The sequence below is a fragment of the Cedecea selenatireducens genome, from assembly GCF_042138895.1.
Classification (GTDB): Bacteria; Pseudomonadota; Gammaproteobacteria; order Enterobacterales; family Enterobacteriaceae; genus Cedecea; species Cedecea selenatireducens.
Genome location: NZ_JBHIKW010000014.1, coordinates 40,097 through 57,922, shown reverse-complemented (window position 1 = coordinate 57,922; position 17,826 = coordinate 40,097). Strand labels below are relative to the sequence as shown.

The following is a 17,826-nucleotide window of genomic DNA, read 5'->3' as shown; positions in this document are numbered from 1 at the left end:
GCGGGCTAATGCTGGCAACCTCCGCATGGGCCGGTAAGCTCTCGATAGTGATTGATGACTTTGGCTATCGTCCTCAGCAGGAAAACCTGGTGCTGGCACTGCCGACTAACGTCTCCGTTGCCGTGCTGCCCAATGCGCCTCACGCTCGTGAAATGGCCACCAAAGCCCATAACGCCGGGCACGAAGTCCTGATCCACCTGCCGATGGCACCGCTTAGCAAGCAGCCGCTTGAGAAAGATACTCTACGTCCGGACATGAGCAGCAGCGAGATCGAGAGAATTATTCGCGATGCGGTAAACAAAGTCCCTTATGCCGTTGGCATGAATAACCATATGGGCAGCGCGATGACCTCCAGCCTGTTCGGCATGCAAAAGGTGATGCAGTCGCTGGAGCAGTACAATCTCTATTTCCTGGACAGCATGACCATCGGCAACAGCCAGGCAACGCGTGCCGCAGCCGGGACGCGCGTAAAAGTGATTAAGCGGAAGGTCTTTCTCGACGATACCCAGAACGAAGCGGATATTCGCTTTCAGTTCAACCGCGCGATTCAACTTGCGCGAAAAACCGGGTCGGCAATCGCCATCGGCCATCCACACCCATCAACCGTTCGGGTCCTCCAGCAGATGGTCTATAACCTTCCGCCGGACATTACTCTGGTACGCCCGAGCAGCCTGCTTAATGAACCACAGATAGACACTTCAACGCCAAATAATACGCAGCCGGGCAAACAACAGCCGCCTCGTAACCCATTCCGTGGCGTGAAGCTGTGTAAACCGAAACAGCCTATCGAGCCGGTGGACGCAACCACCTACTTTAAAGTCATCAGTGAAAGTATTGCCGAGAGCGCGCTGGTGAAATATCTCCAGCATCAGTGGCAGGGTTGGGGCAAACAGGCGTAACTGAAAAACCAGAGGGCGCGATGCCCTCTGGCTTAATGATTAATCCCAGCTCAGGATAACTTTACCGGACTGCCCGGAGCGCATCGCGTCAAAGCCTTTCTGGAACTCATCGATAGAGAAACGATGGGTGATGATAGGAGACAGATCCAGGCCAGACTGGATCAGCGCGGCCATCTTGTACCAGGTCTCAAACATCTCTCGCCCGTAGATACCTTTAATAAACAGTCCTTTAAAGATAACCTTGGTCCAGTCGATAGACATATCAGACGGCGGGATCCCCAGCATGGCAATACGGCCGCCATGGTTCATGGTATCCAGCATGGTGCGAAACGCCGGAGGTGCGCCGGACATCTCCAGGCCAACGTCAAACCCTTCGGTCATCCCCAGCTCGCCCATCACGTCCTGCAGGCTTTCTTTGCTGACGTTAACCGCGCGAGTAATACCCATTTCACGCGCCAGTTCCAGGCGGTATTCGTTCACGTCGGTAATCACCACGTTACGAGCACCAACGTGCTTCGCTACCGCAGCGGCCATGATCCCGATAGGACCCGCGCCGGACACCAGCACATCTTCGCCCACAAGATCGAACGAAAGCGCGGTATGCACTGCGTTGCCGAATGGATCGAAGATAGAAGCCAGATCGTCAGAGATATTGTCCGGAATTTTGAACGCATTAAAGGCCGGGATAACCAAATACTCAGCAAAACAGCCAGGGCGGTTGACGCCAACGCCGGTGGTGTTGCGGCACAGGTGGGTACGACCGCCGCGGCAGTTACGGCAGTGACCACAGGTGATGTGCCCTTCGCCGGAAACGCGGTCACCAATCTTGAAGCCTTTCACTTCCTGGCCTATGCCAACCACTTCCCCTACGTATTCGTGACCCACAACCATAGGGACAGGGATGGTTTTTTGCGACCATTCGTCCCAGTTGTAGATATGCACGTCGGTACCGCAAATCGCCGTTTTACGAATTTTAATCAGCAGATCGTTATGACCCATTTCCGGCTTGGGTGCATCCGTCATCCAGATGCCTTCTTCCGCCTTCAGTTTTGCTAATGCTTTCATGGCCGCTCCCTTAAGCGATAACGCCTAATTGCTTACCGATACGCGTAAACGCATCAACCGCACGTTCAATTTGCTCAGGGGTATGCGCCGCCGACATTTGGGTACGAATACGCGCCTGACCTTTTGGCACCACCGGGTAGAAGAAACCGGTGACGTAAATACCTTCTTTTTGCAGCTCACGCGCAAAGTTCTGCGCCACAACCGCTTCGCCCAACATCACCGGAATGATCGCGTGATCGGCACCGGCAAGCGTAAAACCGGCTGCGCTCATTTTTTCGCGGAACAGGCGGGCATTCGACCACAGGCGCTCACGCAGTTCTTCGCCTGACGCCAGCATCTCCAGAACCTTAATAGAGGCGGAAACAATGGCTGGAGCGAGCGAGTTAGAGAACAGATAAGGGCGTGAACGCTGGCGAAGCCATTCAATAACTTCTTTGCGTCCTGCGGTGTAGCCACCGGAAGCGCCACCCAGCGCTTTGCCCAGCGTACCGGTGATGATGTCAACGCGGTCCATGACATCGCAATATTCGTGCGTGCCGCGCCCGTTGGCACCGACAAAACCCACGGCGTGAGAATCATCCACCATCACCAGCGCATTATATTCGTCCGCCAGGTCACATACGCCCTGCAGGTTGGCAATCACGCCGTCCATTGAGAACACGCCGTCGGTGGCGATCATCACGTGACGAGCCCCGGCAGCACGCGCCTCTTTCAGGCGAGTTTCCAGTTCCTGCATGTCATTATTGGCATAACGGTAGCGCTGGGCTTTACACAGGCGAACGCCGTCGATAATCGAGGCATGGTTCAGCGCATCGGAAATGATGGCGTCTTCCGGGCCAAGCAGGGTTTCAAACAAGCCGCCGTTGGCGTCGAAGCAGGAGGAGTAAAGAATCGCATCGTCCGTACCGAGGAATTCCGCCAGCTTGCCTTCCAGCACTTTGTGGCTGTCCTGAGTACCGCAGATAAAGCGCACCGAAGCCATACCAAAGCCGTGCTTATCCATCCCCTGTTTAGCCGCTTCAATCAGCTGCGGATGGTTAGCAAGACCCAAATAGTTGTTGGCGCAGAAGTTGATAACGTGGCTGCCATCGGCAACGGTGATATCCGCATTCTGGGCGGAGGTGATAATACGCTCTTCTTTAAATAACCCTTCCGCACGAGCCGTCTCGAGCTGGGAGGTCAACTGCTTGTAAAAATCTTCGCGCATCGCGATTCTCCAGGCATGGCAAATTTCGGCACATATTACCCAAACCTATACCAGGAGACGAGATTACGCTTCAGGGAATCTGATTTTTGCAGGATAAATCACGAGGGTGAAAAACTTCCGCTCATTAGGCGGGTCTTTAATTGTAATGGTATGATAAGAGCCATTAGCACATCAGGCACAAGGCCTGAAAGCCCCACTTTTTAAAGGTTAAGCTTATGATTATCGTTACTGGCGGCGCCGGCATGATCGGCAGCAATATTATTAAATCCCTGAATGAGCAAGGCTACCGGGACATCCTGGTGGTGGATAACCTGAAGGACGGCACTAAGTTTGCTAACCTGGTTGATCTTGATATCGCTGACTACATGGATAAAGAAGACTTCCTTATCCAGATTATGGCCGGGGAAGAGTTTGGCGATATCGACGCTATCTTCCATGAAGGCGCCTGCTCGTCCACCACAGAGTGGGACGGCAAGTACATGATGGACAACAACTATCAGTATTCTAAAGAAGTCCTGCACTACTGCCTCGAGCATGAAATTCCGTTCCTGTATGCTTCTTCCGCTGCCACTTACGGCGGTCGCAATAAAGACTTTATCGAATCCCGCGAATATGAGCAGCCGCTGAACGTTTACGGCTACTCCAAGTTCCTGTTCGACGAGTATGTCCGCCAGATCCTGCCTGAGGCTAACTCTCAGGTGACCGGGTTCCGCTACTTTAACGTCTACGGACCACGTGAAGGCCACAAAGGCAGCATGGCGAGCGTGGCATTCCACCTCAACACTCAGTTAAACAACGGTGAAAATCCTAAGCTGTTTGAAGGCAGCGACGGCTTCAAGCGCGATTTCATCTACGTGGGTGATGTTGCCGCCGTTAACCTGTGGTTCTGGCAAAACGGTGTTTCCGGTATTTTCAACTGCGGTACCGGCCGGGCGGAATCCTTCCAGGCCGTGGCAGATGCCGCGCTGGCGTTCCACAGCAAAGGCAGCATCGAATACATTCCTTTCCCGGACAAGCTGAAGGGGCGCTACCAGGCTTATACCGAAGCAGACTTAACCAATCTGCGTGCTGCAGGCTATGACAAGCCGTTCAAAACCGTCGCCGAAGGGGTGGCGGAATACATGAAATGGTTAAACCGCGACGCATAAGCAGCACAGGGAACGCATGAAAATTCTGGTGATTGGCCCGTCATGGGTGGGCGACATGATGATGTCGCAAAGTCTCTATCGCACGCTCAAGGCGCGTTATCCCCAGGCGATAATCGATGTGATGGCACCCGCGTGGTGCCGTCCGCTGTTATCCCGCATGCCGGAAGTGAACGAAGCTATCGCCATGCCGCTTGGTCACGGCGCACTGGCAATAGGCGAACGCCGTCGTCTTGGCCACAGCCTGCGTGATAAGCGCTACGATCGCGCTTACGTCCTGCCAAACTCGTTCAAATCCGCACTGGTTCCCTTTTTTGCCAACATCCCCCACCGCACCGGCTGGCTGGGCGAGATGCGCTATGGCCTGCTGAACGACAGCCGCAAGCTGGACAAACAGGCCTGGCCATTGATGGTCGAGCGCTACGTCGCATTGGGCTACGACAAAGGCGTAATGCAGTCGGCCAAAGATCTGCCGCAGCCACTGCTGTGGCCTAAATTACAGGTTAATGAGGGTGAAAAAGCCCAGGCCTGCGCCGCTTTTAACCTTGAGCAGCAGCGCCCGATGATCGGTTTCTGCCCGGGAGCCGAATTCGGCCCGGCAAAGCGCTGGCCGCATTATCACTACGCCGCGCTCGCAGCGAAGCTCATTGATTCTGGCTATCAGGTTATTCTTTTCGGCTCGGCCAAAGATAAGGAAGCGGGTAAAGAGATTCTGGCGGCCCTGTCCACCGAGCAACAGGCGTGGTGCCGTAACCTTGCGGGTGATACCCAGCTTGAACAGGCCGTTATCCTGCTCTCAGCATGCCAGGGCGTGGTCACTAATGACTCTGGCCTGATGCATGTTGCCGCCGCACTCGACCGTCCTCTGGTGGCACTTTATGGCCCAAGCAGCCCTGATTTCACGCCGCCGCTCTCTCATAAAGCGAAGGTCATTCGCCTGATCAGCGGCTACCATAAAGTACGTAAGGGCGATGCAGCCGAAGGGTATCACCAGAGCCTGATCGATATTACTCCCGATAGCGTGCTGATTACGTTAACCGAACTGCTCACCAGTAGTAAGGAAGACTGATGCGTGTACTTCTGGTTAAAACGTCCTCGATGGGCGATGTACTGCATTCCCTTCCTGCGCTGACGGACGCGATGCAGGCGATTCCGGGTATCAAATTCGACTGGGTTGTTGAAGAAGGCTTTGCCCAGATCCCGGGCTGGCATCCCGCCGTGGATAAGGTGTTTCCGGTTGCTATCCGCCGCTGGCGTAAAAGCTGGTTTGCCTCCAAAACACGTACCGAACGCAACGCATTCTATCAGGCACTGAAAACCAGAGAATATGACTGCATCATCGACGCTCAGGGGCTGGTAAAGAGCGCAGCGCTGGTCACACGTAAGGCGCATGGCATAAAGCACGGCATGGACTGGAACAGCGCGCGTGAGCCACTGGCCAGCCTGTTCTACAACGTAAAACACAGCGTGGCTAAACAGCAGCACGCCGTTGAGCGTATCCGTGAGCTTTTTGCCAGGAGTTTGGGTTATGCCAAACCCAATCGGCAGGGCGATTATGCAATTTCAGGGCATTTTCTTACTAATCTTAAAGGTAGTGAGGAAAAGTATGCTGTATTTTTACATGCAACAACCCGGGATGATAAACACTGGCCCGAAGCAAACTGGCGAGAACTGATTAAGCTCATGGCGGCGACCGGCCTGCGGATAAAGCTGCCATGGGGTGCTCCACACGAAGAAGAAAGAGCAAAGCGCCTGGCCGAAGGGTTTAGCTTTGTTGAGGTGCTGCCCAGGATGACGCTTGAAAGCGTAGCCAGGATATTGGCTAATGCGGAATTTGTGATTTCTGTTGATACAGGATTAAGCCATCTTACCGCAGCATTAGACCGACCAAATCTGACGCTTTATGGGCCGACGGATCCGGGATTGATTGGAGGGTATGGGTTACACCAGCAAGCCCTAAAGAGTGAGGATCACACAATGACTTCAATATCAGCAGGCGACGTGCGAAAATCGCTACAACAATTAAATATATTATAAATATTTCAAGAGTATACTCATGCTTGATAGCTCAATTCTTTCTCAACATTGCAGCAAGAGAAAAGATGTCTTCTTCCGCGTAGTAGACGGCCTGTTTTTTGCCGGCTGCCTGCTCACGTTATTTATGGTGCTTATCAATCCAGATCAAGCGATTAAGATTTTTACTTTTAGCGCAATGCTCTCTCTGCCCATTATTTACAATAATTATCATCACATTCTTAAAAACAAAAGGTTGCTGATTCTGCCTCTCGCACTTCTCGCTTTTGGGCTGATGCAAATAATTTGGGTCGCTGTATTCAAACAGCAAGGTTCTCCCTTCACTGCAGCCTATCGTTCATACCAAAATGGTGGTAAGACACTTATTTTCGCATCATTGGTCATAACAGCGATAGGTTGCCGGGACACATCCTCTCCCTGCATTAGGCGGGGAGTTAATTATCTAGTGATTGTAACCGGACTCTCACTGTATGGATGGGCAGCTTACCAGCTCTATAGCCTTGGTGGGATGAATCTTCTTGCATACAGAGTGCCACTTGGCTTTGAATTTGCGACCGGCACGGCTTACGCGTTGACTTTTATTGCGCTGCTTGCCTCTCAGGCAATACTCAATTTACGTGGTCGCTTGGTTATTCCGTTTTACTTCCTGCATTTTGCAATGTCTTCTATGGCCATCGTTACCACACAAACGCGTGCGGCTATTCTAGTCTATCCGATATTGTGCATAGCCTTATTTTTGCTACATTATCGTCGTAACCGTAAGGTCCTTGCAGTCTCCATAACGAGCTTTATCATCCTCGGTATTTTAGCGCTGGTCCCGCTGAAATCGGTGCTAGAACAACGGTATGTTGATTTCAAAACTGACTTAGCGGCATACCAGAGCGAAAACAGCAATACGTCGATTGGCGCCAGGTTTGCAATGCAGCGTGCAGGCTTTGAGACGGGCAAGTTGCAGCCCTGGGGAGAATCACTTGAGCAGCGCAGCGCTTCTCTCAATGTTCTGGAAGCAGCCGACCCATCGCTCAGCGGCGCATTAATATATATGAATATTCATCTCCATAATGAAATGATGGATACGTTTTCTCTAAAAGGGGTGTTGGGGGTCGTGCTCCTGATGCTTTTATATGCCTCGATGGCACACATGGCGTATGATCAGAAAAATGCGCTTTTACTGATTATTGCAGGTGCTATAGCGATCTATGGATTAAGCGACCTGTTACTGTATGCCAAAGGTGAATCCTTAATCAGTATGTTGGCCCTTTGCTTTGCCTTCATTTTGTTTCCTGGCACAATGAGAGAGCAGTCCCATGAATGATAGAAACGATTACCTTCTTAGCATTATTATCCCGACATACAATAATGCCGAATTTATCATCTCGACACTGTCATCACTGCAACAGGGGCTCACAGATGAAGTTGAAATTATCATTATCAATGACGGCTCAACCGACAACACTGATGAAAAAATAGCCAACTTTTATCAATTAAGACCCTGCAATAACGTAAAAATTATCCATCAGGCTAATCAGGGAGTCGCCATTGCCAGGAACCGTGGGCTAGACATTGCCACAGGTATTCACATCGCATTTGTTGATAGTGACGATATTATCAGCCCCGACTACTTCACTCTTTTGCTACCGATCCTGCGTGAACAACGTTATGACATCGTAGAATTTAGTTTAACTCGTGACGAAGAAAAACTGCATACTGCACAACATAGCAGCAACGAGAAAATTGCAAGGAGTGAACTCATTTTGCAGGATGCTCAGTATTTACCGTTGATACCGACGTTCAGCGCTGCACAATGGCATCTGGTCACCAAAATATTTCGTCGGGATCTTCTTGGCAGCGACCGATTTGAAGCAAATCGCCGCTATGAAGACATTATCTTTAGCCCATTTCAGTACTTTAAATGCCGTCGGATTTTAAAGCTTGACGCCAACCTCTATTATTATCGGATAAACAGCCAAAGCATCACTGAAAATCTACGAGAAAGTGATGCTCAACATATCTTTTTCGCCATGAGAAAAATGTGTGACTATATAAAAAACAATCCAGAAAAGCGCTCCGTCGCCACGCTGATGATCGTTAACTGTTTTCTTGAAGGGCGCAAAATCGTACGCAAAAAGAAAGGCTACTATGCCTATGATGAGAAAATGTTAAGCGATATAAAAACAGCATTACAGTATTGCGACGAAAGCGTTATAAACAAAAAAATCATCTATAAAATGCGACATCCTTGGGTAGATACATTTATCTCTTCTACTCGTAACCAGGTATTGAAGCTTTGCAAGAAAAAGATCAACAAGGAACGTTAAGATGGCTCAACAACATGTAGATCGCATCTTAATTTGTAAGCTTAAATTTTATGGTGATGTATTACTCATTACCCCGATCATAGCAAGTCTACAGGCGCGCTATCCTCAGGCTAAAATTGACGTATTGCTGTATAAAGATACAAAAGCAATTCTCGCGGCAGATGACCGAATTAATCAATTTTATCTGGTCGAAAAGAAGCTCGGACTGCTCGATACAATTAAAAACTATCTCACCCTACGACGTGAGCTGAAAAAAAATCGCTATGATCTGATTGTGAACCTGACCGAACAGTGGCCCATTGGCGTGCTAGTGGCATCATTAGGGCGGCCTTCTATTGCATTTCAACGTGAGAAACAGCTGTGGAATAAGCTCTTTAGCCGGGTAGTCCCTATGACAGGAACTCACATCGTTGAGCAAAACCTGTCTCTGCTGAAGGGTATCGACTTTAACGATACTGACCTTACGCCACGGATGCAGCTAAATTATCGGCAAAGTGACTTTCAGGCGTTATGTTCCCAGGATCCAGAGCTCACCTTACAACCTTATGTGGTTATTCAGCCCACAGCACGGCAGTCGTTTAAGTGCTGGGATGAGGATAAGTTCGCTGAGGTTATTAATCACCTGCATAGTCAGGGATTGAAGGTCTATTTAACCTGCGGGCCAGCAGCCAGTGAACAGGAAGAGGTAAAGCGTATTGCCAGCCTGTGCGCTATTTCTCCAGACATCCGTTTTGCAGGGAAAACATCATTCCTGCAGCTTGCCGCGCTACTCGACCACGCAATCCTATATATCGGCGTTGATTCCGCCCCAATGCACATGGCTGCTGCATTAAATAAACCTCAAGTATGCCTGTTTGGTGCAACTAACTATCAGCAATGGCGACCATGGTCAGATAAAGCGACGCTGATTTGGGCGGGAAATTATCACCCTATGCCCGAAAGAAAAGATTTGAATCGTTCGCAGAAGTATCTTTCCTGGATCCCAGCTCAGGCCGTCATTGACGCTATCGATACCACGTTGAAAAATACGGTAACACAAGACAATGAGAAAAAATAAATGGCTAATAACTCAGTAATCAATGTCGCCTGGTGTACGGATGCCAATTATCTGGAGTATGTAGCCACCTCGATGATATCCGTTTTGATGAATAACACTCATCAATCACTGGCCTTTTATGTTTTTGTTTATGATGTCAGCGATGATGAAATCGAAAAGCTAAAATCGATTAATACATGTATTCATGTGCAAAAAATTGAAAAATCAGATATAGAAAAATACAGTGATAATCTAAAAATAAAACACCTGAATCGCTCTATTTATATGCGGCTTGCAGTTCCGCGTCTTTTACGTGATAACGTTGAAAGCTTGATTTATCTTGATGCCGATACGCTTTGTTTTGATAGTATAAGTTCAATAAGTGAAGTTAATATTAGTGACGTTATCTGTGCGGTAAGTCATGACGCTTTAACTATTGATGAAAACAAAAATGCACAACGCCTGGGCTTAAAAAACACACATTACTTCAACTCAGGATTCCTTTATATCAATGTGAAAAACTGGATCCAGCATGATATAGAAAACAAGGCAAATACATTGCTGCAGGAAAAGGGAAACAGCCTACCTTATCCTGATCAGGATGCCTTAAATATTGTCATTGATGGCAACGTGAGATTCATAGATAATAAATGGAATTTTTTATTTAACTGGTTTACCGACGAGCAAAAAGAAACGTTTTTCTATCATAAAAACCTGACACCTAAAATCATGCATTTCACTGGGGGCAGGAAACCATGGTATAAAGAGCACGCTGGGCTAGCGCAACAGCTTTATGTTTTTTACCATCATTTCACCCCATGGCGTGATTCTCCTTTGCGCTCCTACAAGCCTCGTATGCGGCCAACAGATTATAGAGTCTATGCGCGACAAAATGCCAAAAAGGGTCATTACTTTATTGCCATTGGTTGGTATTTGAAATACATCAAAAGCAAATTCCATTAAAAAAGCTCCCTCTGGGAGCTTTTTTATCATTACGGTAAAACAATCTATTATAACAGGGCATTACTTACTTTTAAGCTTCGCTATTAGATAACCAACATAACTAACAATAGACTTCAGGGTTTTTCCTTGAAGTCTTTCATGCCGTGATTTCTTCTTGAATTGCTTAGGTGTTATTGCCCCAAGTAACGGCACATCTGACCACGGAGAAGCTTTATAAGCGACGCCAAAATATTGTGCTGATGGATAAACTGCCCAGGAGTGCCATGGTTTTGTCACGCCGATATAATGAATAAGGATAGTCTCATCAGTAATGAACTCTTTATATTTCTCCAGGTCCTTACTTTTTAACTCTTGCTTCATACCATAAATAGCATCATAAATACGTGGTAAGAACATTACCTTATTCAGGAACATAATATTTAATACATCCTGATCGAAGAAAGCAAAACTTTTATTTTTATCCATTAACATATTGAAAGCAGTACTTAAGAAACTCTGTGCTTTCCATGCTTTTAGGTTGGCATAAATTACGCCGGCATTGAAGTAATCACTTTCAAACTGTCGCGTATTCAATCTCTGAGCGGCATATTCACGACTAGCATCAATATCAAGGATTACCGCAGCAACACGATCTCCAAAATCAATATCACACAACTTATGCAACGACCCTTTGCATATCACATCAGCATCAATATAAAGAAGTGAGTCAATTTCATCACTTAAATATTCAAATGCTATGAAACGAAAATAGGTTGCATGCGACCAGGCATTGCCACAAGGTAAGACCTTTAGCCCTTCGGAATCCATAACATATACGGTAATTATGGTATGATATTGCTGAACAAGGCGCTGTAAACGCACTTTATAATCTTCATCAATAGAATCAGTAAAAAGATGAAAATGAATGGGGGTGTCACGATTGTTCATCAGCACAGATGTTAATGAAATAGCGGCACCGAACATAAAGTTTTTATCAACACCCCAGGCAATATTCAGGGCCGGACCCTGATAAGATTCCGGGGTTGAGGAATAAACCAATTTTTCCTTAATTGCCTGGCGACAGTCGAAATTCATTATTTTCACCTTATTTATATCAATACCAGTCAAAAATTTTCATCTGCAGTGTTTAATTCTGCGAATTACACAGCTTATATTTTATATACATAATATGACTCAGAACAGAGCTAATATGCTTTCCCTGAACCTTTTCATGGCGCGACTTTCTTTTGTACAACTTTGCCGCATTCGCATTTAACAACGGTTTTTCGTTCCAGGGAGATTTTTTATATGCATGCATAAAGAAATCTGCCGCCGGGTAGTTAGCCCAACAATGCCATGGCTTAGTCACACCAACATAGTGAATAAGTATTGTCTGTTTAGAAATATAATGCTTATATTCATCAATGCTTTTGTTAACTAGCTCCTGATCCACCCCATAAATGCAATTAAAATCTCGACGTAATGAGATGACATTACCTACAAATAGAATATTAAGAACATCCTGGTCAAAATAAAGCAAACCCGCTTGTCTCTCAAATAAAATGGCAAAGGCTTTAGACAACAACCCCTGCTCGCGCCAGACAATCAGGTTGGCAAACACAACGCCGGAATTAAAGTAACCATCTGACAGGGCCGGTATTCCTAAGCGTTCACCCGACTTAAGGCGAACTTCATCAATATCATGGATAACCGCCGCATATTCGCCGTTAAACTTAATCTCAGATAGCTCAAGAAGAGAACCTTTACAAACAACGTCCGCATCAAGATAGAGCACCGAATCCAACTCGGCACTCAAGTATTCGAAGGCAAAATAGCGATAGTACATGGCATAAGTCCATGCCTTGGTACTTGGGAGCTTACGAAACTCCTGGTTATTAAATAAAAATACAGTAACCGAAGTGCCGTATGTTTTAGCAAGAGACTCTATGTGCGAAAGATACTCATCATCAACATAATCAGTAACAATGTAGAAACTGATATCGATATCCGGATTATTGATCAATACGGATGTCATTGAGATGCCTGAACCAAACAAAAAATTACGATCAACACCGTATGCAATATTTAACTTATTGTCTTTTGCATGCTCAGAGTGATCGAATGTTATCTTCTTAAGCACCACTTTATCGAAATCAAGTTCCATTATTTCTTGCCTCATACCTTACAGGGCTTTTACTTTTAATTAATTATAATGACTTTCTTACCGTTCTTTTCTGTATCTTTTGTGCTTTAACGCCTGCGGTGGCAAACAAAGCTGACTCATTCTTGATGATTTCGCGTAATGGCACAGCAAAATAAATGCTCAGAAATCGGTAAATGTCGCGAGAAGTTAACCCAATGTGCAAAGATGAAAAATAAAGACCGATGAGGTCTTTGTCTCGCCAACGTCGAGGTACGGCGGGACGAATTTGAGCCCGGTGTAAATCAATCACCGATATCTTGAACGGTTTTTTTGGGGACTCAAACGGTAAATGCAAAAGAAAGTGGCATATGTAGCAATCCCGATGATTTACGCCGCCACGGTGCATATCCCTAACCATCCCGGCCACGCGTTGGATAATTGCACGTTTCACGCTAACTTCGGGTGGCTTGACGGCCCAATCTGCACAATAGTCTTCAAGACTCACGGTTGGGGACAGGTCTTCGGTAATAATAAAAGAGGTTCGTTCTAAAGGATTCAGCCCCTTTTGTCCAAACGCAACGCCCTTCATCGTGTCGACGCCAAGCTCCTTGAGCCGATGAATAGCAAACCATTCTCTGTCTGCACCCAGCACCGGCATACGTAATGAAGCCAGGTTTTTTACTACTTCTTTTAACGTTGTGCCACGATGATACTTCAGAAAATAGCCTTTACCCTCCATCTCGAAACGGATAGTCCGACGAGATTCCAGGGCACGGAAGACCTCTCCTTCCAGCTTTATAACCTCAGTAAAAGGGTCTTTTCCGCGCCATTGCGTAGCAAACGGCTCTTTAAGCTCAATCATGTTCACAACCTAAAATAATATCGGCCACTTTCTCAGGCAAACTGTACAGATCCTCACTGTCGGCATAATGCCGCGCATGCTCGGCCCATTGATTACGCAACGCATCATTCTCTAACGCATTGAAAAGTGAGCGGTTCAACGTCGACTGGTTAAACGGCTCAGGAATCACCTCGCCACAGCGAGCAGACTCAATATAGTGTGCATACCCGCACACTTCCGTCACCAGAACCGGTAATCCAGAAACGATAGCTTCCAGCAGAACAATCCCAGCCGCTTCCTGGACCGCAGGATGGATCAGTATATCGGCTGCAGCCATCAGCTCAGCAACGTCATCTCTGCCTGAAAAGAACTGCACGTTATCTGCAATTCCAAGCTGCCGCGCCCTGGCTTCGAAACGCCCGGGTTTATCCTGCCCTACGACCAGAAAACGCGTTCTTTTGCGCAAGGTTTCCGGCAACACGGCTATCGCCTCCAGCGAACGAAACACGCCTTTGCGCTTAAAATCCGAGCCCACTTGTAAAACCATTAACTGCTGTGGATCGATTCCGTTCTTCTGGCGGTAAACCTGCCGGCTGTCTGCAATCTGGTTGCTGTATTTCCTGTCGGGGTAAATTCCCGGCGGCATAATATGGAAGCGATCCGACTCCGTCTGATAGTGCTTTTTGAAATCAGCAATTTGCGTTGGCGTCAGCATCAGCAGCTGAGTTTTCTTTCCCTGCTGGAACGTCGCTTTCTCAAATCGCGCATAGTGCCGATAACGAGCGGTCAATTTGTAGAAAAAGCCCTTTTCACGCTCAACCTTTTCGGCATAGCAGACGTCAGCTGCGTAATAAACATCGAGACCGGGCATTTTGTTGAATCCGACGACTCTATCGACCGGATGCACCTTCAGTTCATTCTCAACCCATTGATGATACTGCGCATTTCTGCCATGGTTTGTACGAGCCGTCACCGGAACAAGAACGATTTCAAACTGCTCAGGATGCTCCCCTTGCCACTGTTGGGTAAACACTTTGACGTGATGCCCACGAGAAGCAACGGTTTGAGCTATACGCATAAAATCGCGCTGCAGGCCGCCGTAGGGAAAGTATTTGTATAAGCAAAAAGCAATGATCATGTACTTATATCCGTGAGGCCTAAACCGAAGTCAGACAAACCATAGGGAAAAATCGCTCTAACCAGGTCGATAATGTCGGAAATAAAATGCTCAATTTTCCAACATTGACGAGTCCCGAATGCCTTCCAAAACGTTGCATAGTGTAGCATTTATCAGGGGGCAATCCGATATGAATATCAATCGCACAAAGCAAAGCACAACCTATTATAAAATAAGAAAATTATCTCAATTATCTCTAGTCGTAATGCCTTACCAGCACGGTTTGCAAACCCAGAATTTACCCTCATCTATTCAATAGAAATTGAAAAAAACACCCAAGCGAATATCACCAGGAACAATCAGGGGTCATTTCAGGCAAATTCCGCAAAAGTAATGGCAAAGCTCAGGTTAAATACATAGAATCCCCAGCACATTCATAATGTCAGCCGTGTCCTATGCTCCAATTGCTTTACACCATACTGCTTTACCTCATACAGCCACTCATCTGGCTGCGATTGTGGGTGCGCGGTCGTAAAGCTCCGGCATACCGTAAACGCATTGGCGAGCGCTACGGTTTCTATAAAAAACCGCTCAAGCCCGGCGGCATTATGCTGCATTCTGTTTCCGTGGGTGAAACCCTGGCCGCCATTCCCCTGGTGCGAGCCCTGCGCCACCGCTATCCAGAGCTTCCGATTACCGTCACGACAATGACCCCAACGGGTTCTGAGAGGGTAATGTCCGCCTTCGGACAAGACGTCCAGCACGTCTACCTGCCTTATGATTTACCCTGCGCGCTTAACCGTTTCCTTGATAAAGTCGATCCGAAGCTGGTGCTTATCATGGAAACCGAGCTTTGGCCGAACCTGATAGCCGCCCTGCACAAGCGCTACATTCCGCTGGTCATTGCTAATGCCAGGCTTTCTGCACGCTCAGCTAAAGGCTATGCAAAACTCGGTGACTTTGTCCGTACGCTGCTACAGCGCATCACGCTCATCGCGGCTCAGAATGAAGAAGACGGCGAACGTTTTATTGCGTTGGGAGCAAAGCGAAGCCAACTGACCGTAACCGGTAGCCTTAAATTTGATATCTCCGTAACGCCACAACTTGCAGCCCGGGCCGTCACGCTTCGTCGACAGTGGGCTCCGCACCGCCCTGTCTGGATAGCCACCAGTACGCATGAAGGCGAAGAAAGCATTGTCATTCAGGCTCATCAGTCGCTTTTAAAACAGTTTCCTAATCTGCTGCTGATTCTTGTCCCTCGCCACCCGGAACGCTTCCCGGATGCCATTAACCTGGTGCGAAATGCGGGGTTGAGCTATACCACCCGCTCTTCTGGAGAGGTTCCCTCTTCCAGTACGCAGGTCGTCATCGGCGATACCATGGGTGAGTTGATGCTGCTATACGGCATTGCCGATTTAGCCTTTGTTGGCGGCTCGTTAGTCGAACGTGGCGGCCATAACCCTCTTGAGCCAGCTGCGCACGCTATTCCGGTGTTAATGGGGCCGCATACCTTTAACTTCAAAGACATCTGCGCGCGCCTGTCGCAGGCAGATGGCCTCATCACCGTGGCCGATGAGCCGTCGTTAGTAAAAGAGATTGCGTCGTTGCTCACAGATGAGGATTATCGTAACTTCTACGGTCGCCATGCTGTGGAAGTGCTCTACCAGAATCAGGGCGCATTACAGCGCCTGTTGCAGCTGCTGGAACCTTATCTCCCCCCTAAAACACACTAAGGTCAGATATGCAAAAGCGTGCAATCTATCCGGGGACCTTCGATCCCATCACCAACGGCCATATTGATATTGTTACCCGTGCAGCCAATATGTTTGACCAGGTGATCCTTGCCATTGCGGCAAGCCCAAGTAAGAACGCACTGTTTACCCTTGATGAACGCGTCGCGCTGGCGCAGCAGGCAATTGCACATTTGCCTAATGTTCAGGTTCTGGGCTTTAGCGATTTAATGGCAAACTTTGCCCGCAATCAGCAGGCAAACGTACTGGTTCGCGGTTTACGTACCGCTGCAGATTTTGAATATGAGATGCAGCTGGCTCACATGAACCGGCATCTCATGCCGGAACTGGAAAGCGTATTCCTGATGCCGTCGAAAGAGTGGTCGTTTGTCTCTTCTTCCCTGGTCAAAGAAGTGGCGCGCCATCATGGAGATGTCGCTCACTTCCTGCCTGAGCATGTCTGTAAAGCGCTTATCGAAAGGCTTAAATAGCTATCGCTGGCAGCGGCGGCAATAGTAAGTGCTGCGTTGCGCATGCTTACCGGCAACAATCGGCGCACCGCAAACCCTGCACGGCTCTCCTTCCCGCCCATACACCTGCAGCTCCTGCGCAAAATAGCCGGGTTTACCATCGGACTGGAGGAAGTCTTTTAGCGTCGTTCCTCCCTGTTCGATAGAGCGCTGCAATACCGTTTTGATCGCCGCAACCAGTATTTCAGACTCTTTTTTTGACAGCGACTGCGCGCTGCGGTCAGGATGAATACCTGCTGCAAACAAAGATTCGCTGGCATAGATATTCCCTACGCCAACAACAAGTTTGTTATCCATTAGCCAGGGCTTAATGGCCGTTTTCTTTTTGGCGGATTTCTCACGCAGGTACCCGGCATTGAATGCATCGCTCAGCGGCTCAGGCCCAAGATGCGCCAATACGTTGCTGCCTTCCAGCTCTTTGGCCCACAGCCAGGCGCCAAAGCGGCGCGGGTCGGTATAGCGCAGGACTTTTCCGTTGCTCATGATCAGATCAACATGATCGTGCTTCTCCGCCGGAAGCTCTTGCGCAAGGATCCTCAGGCTGCCGGACATTCCCAGGTGAATAATTATCCAGCCATCAGGTAATTCCAACAGCAAATACTTTGCTCGCCGCTGCACGCTTAGCACCGGCTTATCGCTCAGGGCATGGATTTCATCAGAAACCGGCCAACGCAGTCGCCCATTGCGTACAACCGCATGCAAGATTGTTTCACCCACCAGATGCGGCTCGATACCGCGTCGGCTGGTTTCTACCTCAGGTAATTCAGGCATCTCTCCTCCGGGAAGCAGGCATAAAAAAACCCGGCCTGAGCCGGGTTT

The 17,826-nt window shown here is 48.2% G+C and carries 17 protein-coding genes; 10 read left to right on the top strand and 7 right to left on the bottom strand.

The features are described from left to right. Positions 1–8: 8 nt before the first annotated feature. A complete protein-coding gene (locus tag ACE38U_RS19155) occupies positions 9–899 on the top strand; it encodes a divergent polysaccharide deacetylase family protein (RefSeq protein WP_375530367.1) in 891 nt (296 codons plus the stop codon). 39 nt (positions 900–938) lie between these two features. Here ACE38U_RS19155 and tdh read toward each other — a convergent pair whose 3' ends face one another. After that, positions 939–1,964, bottom strand: coding sequence for an L-threonine 3-dehydrogenase (gene tdh / locus ACE38U_RS19150; RefSeq protein WP_038477125.1), 1,026 nt, complete (start codon positions 1,962–1,964; stop codon positions 939–941). A gap of 10 nt (positions 1,965–1,974) precedes the next feature. Next, complete coding sequence (gene kbl, locus ACE38U_RS19145) at positions 1,975–3,171, bottom strand: glycine C-acetyltransferase (protein ID WP_176981807.1); 1,197 nt, start codon at positions 3,169–3,171, stop codon at positions 1,975–1,977. 215 nt (positions 3,172–3,386) lie between these two features. Between kbl and rfaD the strand changes: the two genes are divergently transcribed. The 7 genes from rfaD to ACE38U_RS19110 are packed head-to-tail and all read left to right on the top strand — an operon-like array spanning position 3,387 to position 10,667. After that, entirely contained in the window at positions 3,387–4,319 is a 933-nt protein-coding gene (rfaD, locus tag ACE38U_RS19140) for an ADP-glyceromanno-heptose 6-epimerase (RefSeq protein WP_038477130.1), read from the top strand. 16 nt (positions 4,320–4,335) lie between these two features. Beyond that, positions 4,336–5,385, top strand: coding sequence for an ADP-heptose--LPS heptosyltransferase RfaF (rfaF, locus tag ACE38U_RS19135; protein ID WP_038477133.1), 1,050 nt, complete (start codon positions 4,336–4,338; stop codon positions 5,383–5,385). Next, positions 5,385–6,353 (top strand): lipopolysaccharide heptosyltransferase RfaC, encoded by a 969-nt coding sequence (gene rfaC / locus ACE38U_RS19130; protein WP_038477136.1) that lies wholly within the window; start codon positions 5,385–5,387, stop codon positions 6,351–6,353. Before rfaF ends, rfaC begins: the two co-directional genes overlap by 1 nt. 19 nt (positions 6,354–6,372) lie before the next feature. Then, on the top strand, positions 6,373–7,665 hold the full coding sequence (locus ACE38U_RS19125) for an O-antigen ligase family protein (protein ID WP_375530366.1): 1,293 nt from the start codon (positions 6,373–6,375) through the stop codon (positions 7,663–7,665). Next, a complete protein-coding gene (locus tag ACE38U_RS19120; RefSeq protein ID WP_375530365.1) occupies positions 7,658–8,668 on the top strand; it encodes a glycosyltransferase in 1,011 nt (336 codons plus the stop codon). The genes ACE38U_RS19125 and ACE38U_RS19120 overlap by 8 nt, the downstream gene beginning before the upstream one ends. 1 nt (position 8,669) lies before the next feature. Beyond that, positions 8,670–9,725: a lipopolysaccharide core heptosyltransferase RfaQ gene (gene rfaQ / locus ACE38U_RS19115; protein ID WP_375530364.1), complete on the top strand. Its 1,056-nt coding sequence runs from the start codon at positions 8,670–8,672 to the stop codon at positions 9,723–9,725. Beyond that, positions 9,726–10,667 (top strand): glycosyltransferase family 8 protein, encoded by a 942-nt coding sequence (locus tag ACE38U_RS19110; RefSeq protein WP_375530363.1) that lies wholly within the window; start codon positions 9,726–9,728, stop codon positions 10,665–10,667. A gap of 60 nt (positions 10,668–10,727) precedes the next feature. On the opposite strand, the gene ACE38U_RS19105 is transcribed toward ACE38U_RS19110, so the two are convergent. From ACE38U_RS19105 to ACE38U_RS19090, 4 genes are read right to left on the bottom strand one after another with little or no spacing between them, the layout of a single operon-like run. After that, entirely contained in the window at positions 10,728–11,741 is a 1,014-nt protein-coding gene (locus ACE38U_RS19105; protein WP_375530362.1) for a glycosyltransferase family 8 protein, read from the bottom strand. A 52-nt stretch (positions 11,742–11,793) separates the two neighbouring features. Continuing rightward, on the bottom strand, positions 11,794–12,810 hold the full coding sequence (locus tag ACE38U_RS19100) for a glycosyltransferase family 8 protein (RefSeq protein WP_375530361.1): 1,017 nt from the start codon (positions 12,808–12,810) through the stop codon (positions 11,794–11,796). Between the two features lie 43 nt (positions 12,811–12,853). Further along, positions 12,854–13,651, bottom strand: coding sequence for a lipopolysaccharide core heptose(I) kinase RfaP (rfaP, locus tag ACE38U_RS19095; RefSeq protein ID WP_375530360.1), 798 nt, complete (start codon positions 13,649–13,651; stop codon positions 12,854–12,856). Then, entirely contained in the window at positions 13,644–14,768 is a 1,125-nt protein-coding gene (locus tag ACE38U_RS19090) for a glycosyltransferase family 4 protein (protein ID WP_375530359.1), read from the bottom strand. Before ACE38U_RS19090 ends, rfaP begins: the two co-directional genes overlap by 8 nt. A 434-nt stretch (positions 14,769–15,202) precedes the next feature. On the opposite strand from ACE38U_RS19090, the gene waaA reads away from it, so the two are divergent. After that, a complete protein-coding gene (waaA, locus tag ACE38U_RS19085) occupies positions 15,203–16,480 on the top strand; it encodes a lipid IV(A) 3-deoxy-D-manno-octulosonic acid transferase (RefSeq protein ID WP_038477160.1) in 1,278 nt (425 codons plus the stop codon). 8 nt (positions 16,481–16,488) lie between these two features. Beyond that, positions 16,489–16,968 (top strand): pantetheine-phosphate adenylyltransferase, encoded by a 480-nt coding sequence (gene coaD / locus ACE38U_RS19080; protein ID WP_038477164.1) that lies wholly within the window; start codon positions 16,489–16,491, stop codon positions 16,966–16,968. Here coaD and mutM read toward each other — a convergent pair whose 3' ends face one another. Then, complete coding sequence (mutM, locus tag ACE38U_RS19075; protein WP_375530358.1) at positions 16,969–17,778, bottom strand: bifunctional DNA-formamidopyrimidine glycosylase/DNA-(apurinic or apyrimidinic site) lyase; 810 nt, start codon at positions 17,776–17,778, stop codon at positions 16,969–16,971. It lies immediately after the preceding gene. Positions 17,779–17,826 lie beyond the last annotated feature (48 nt).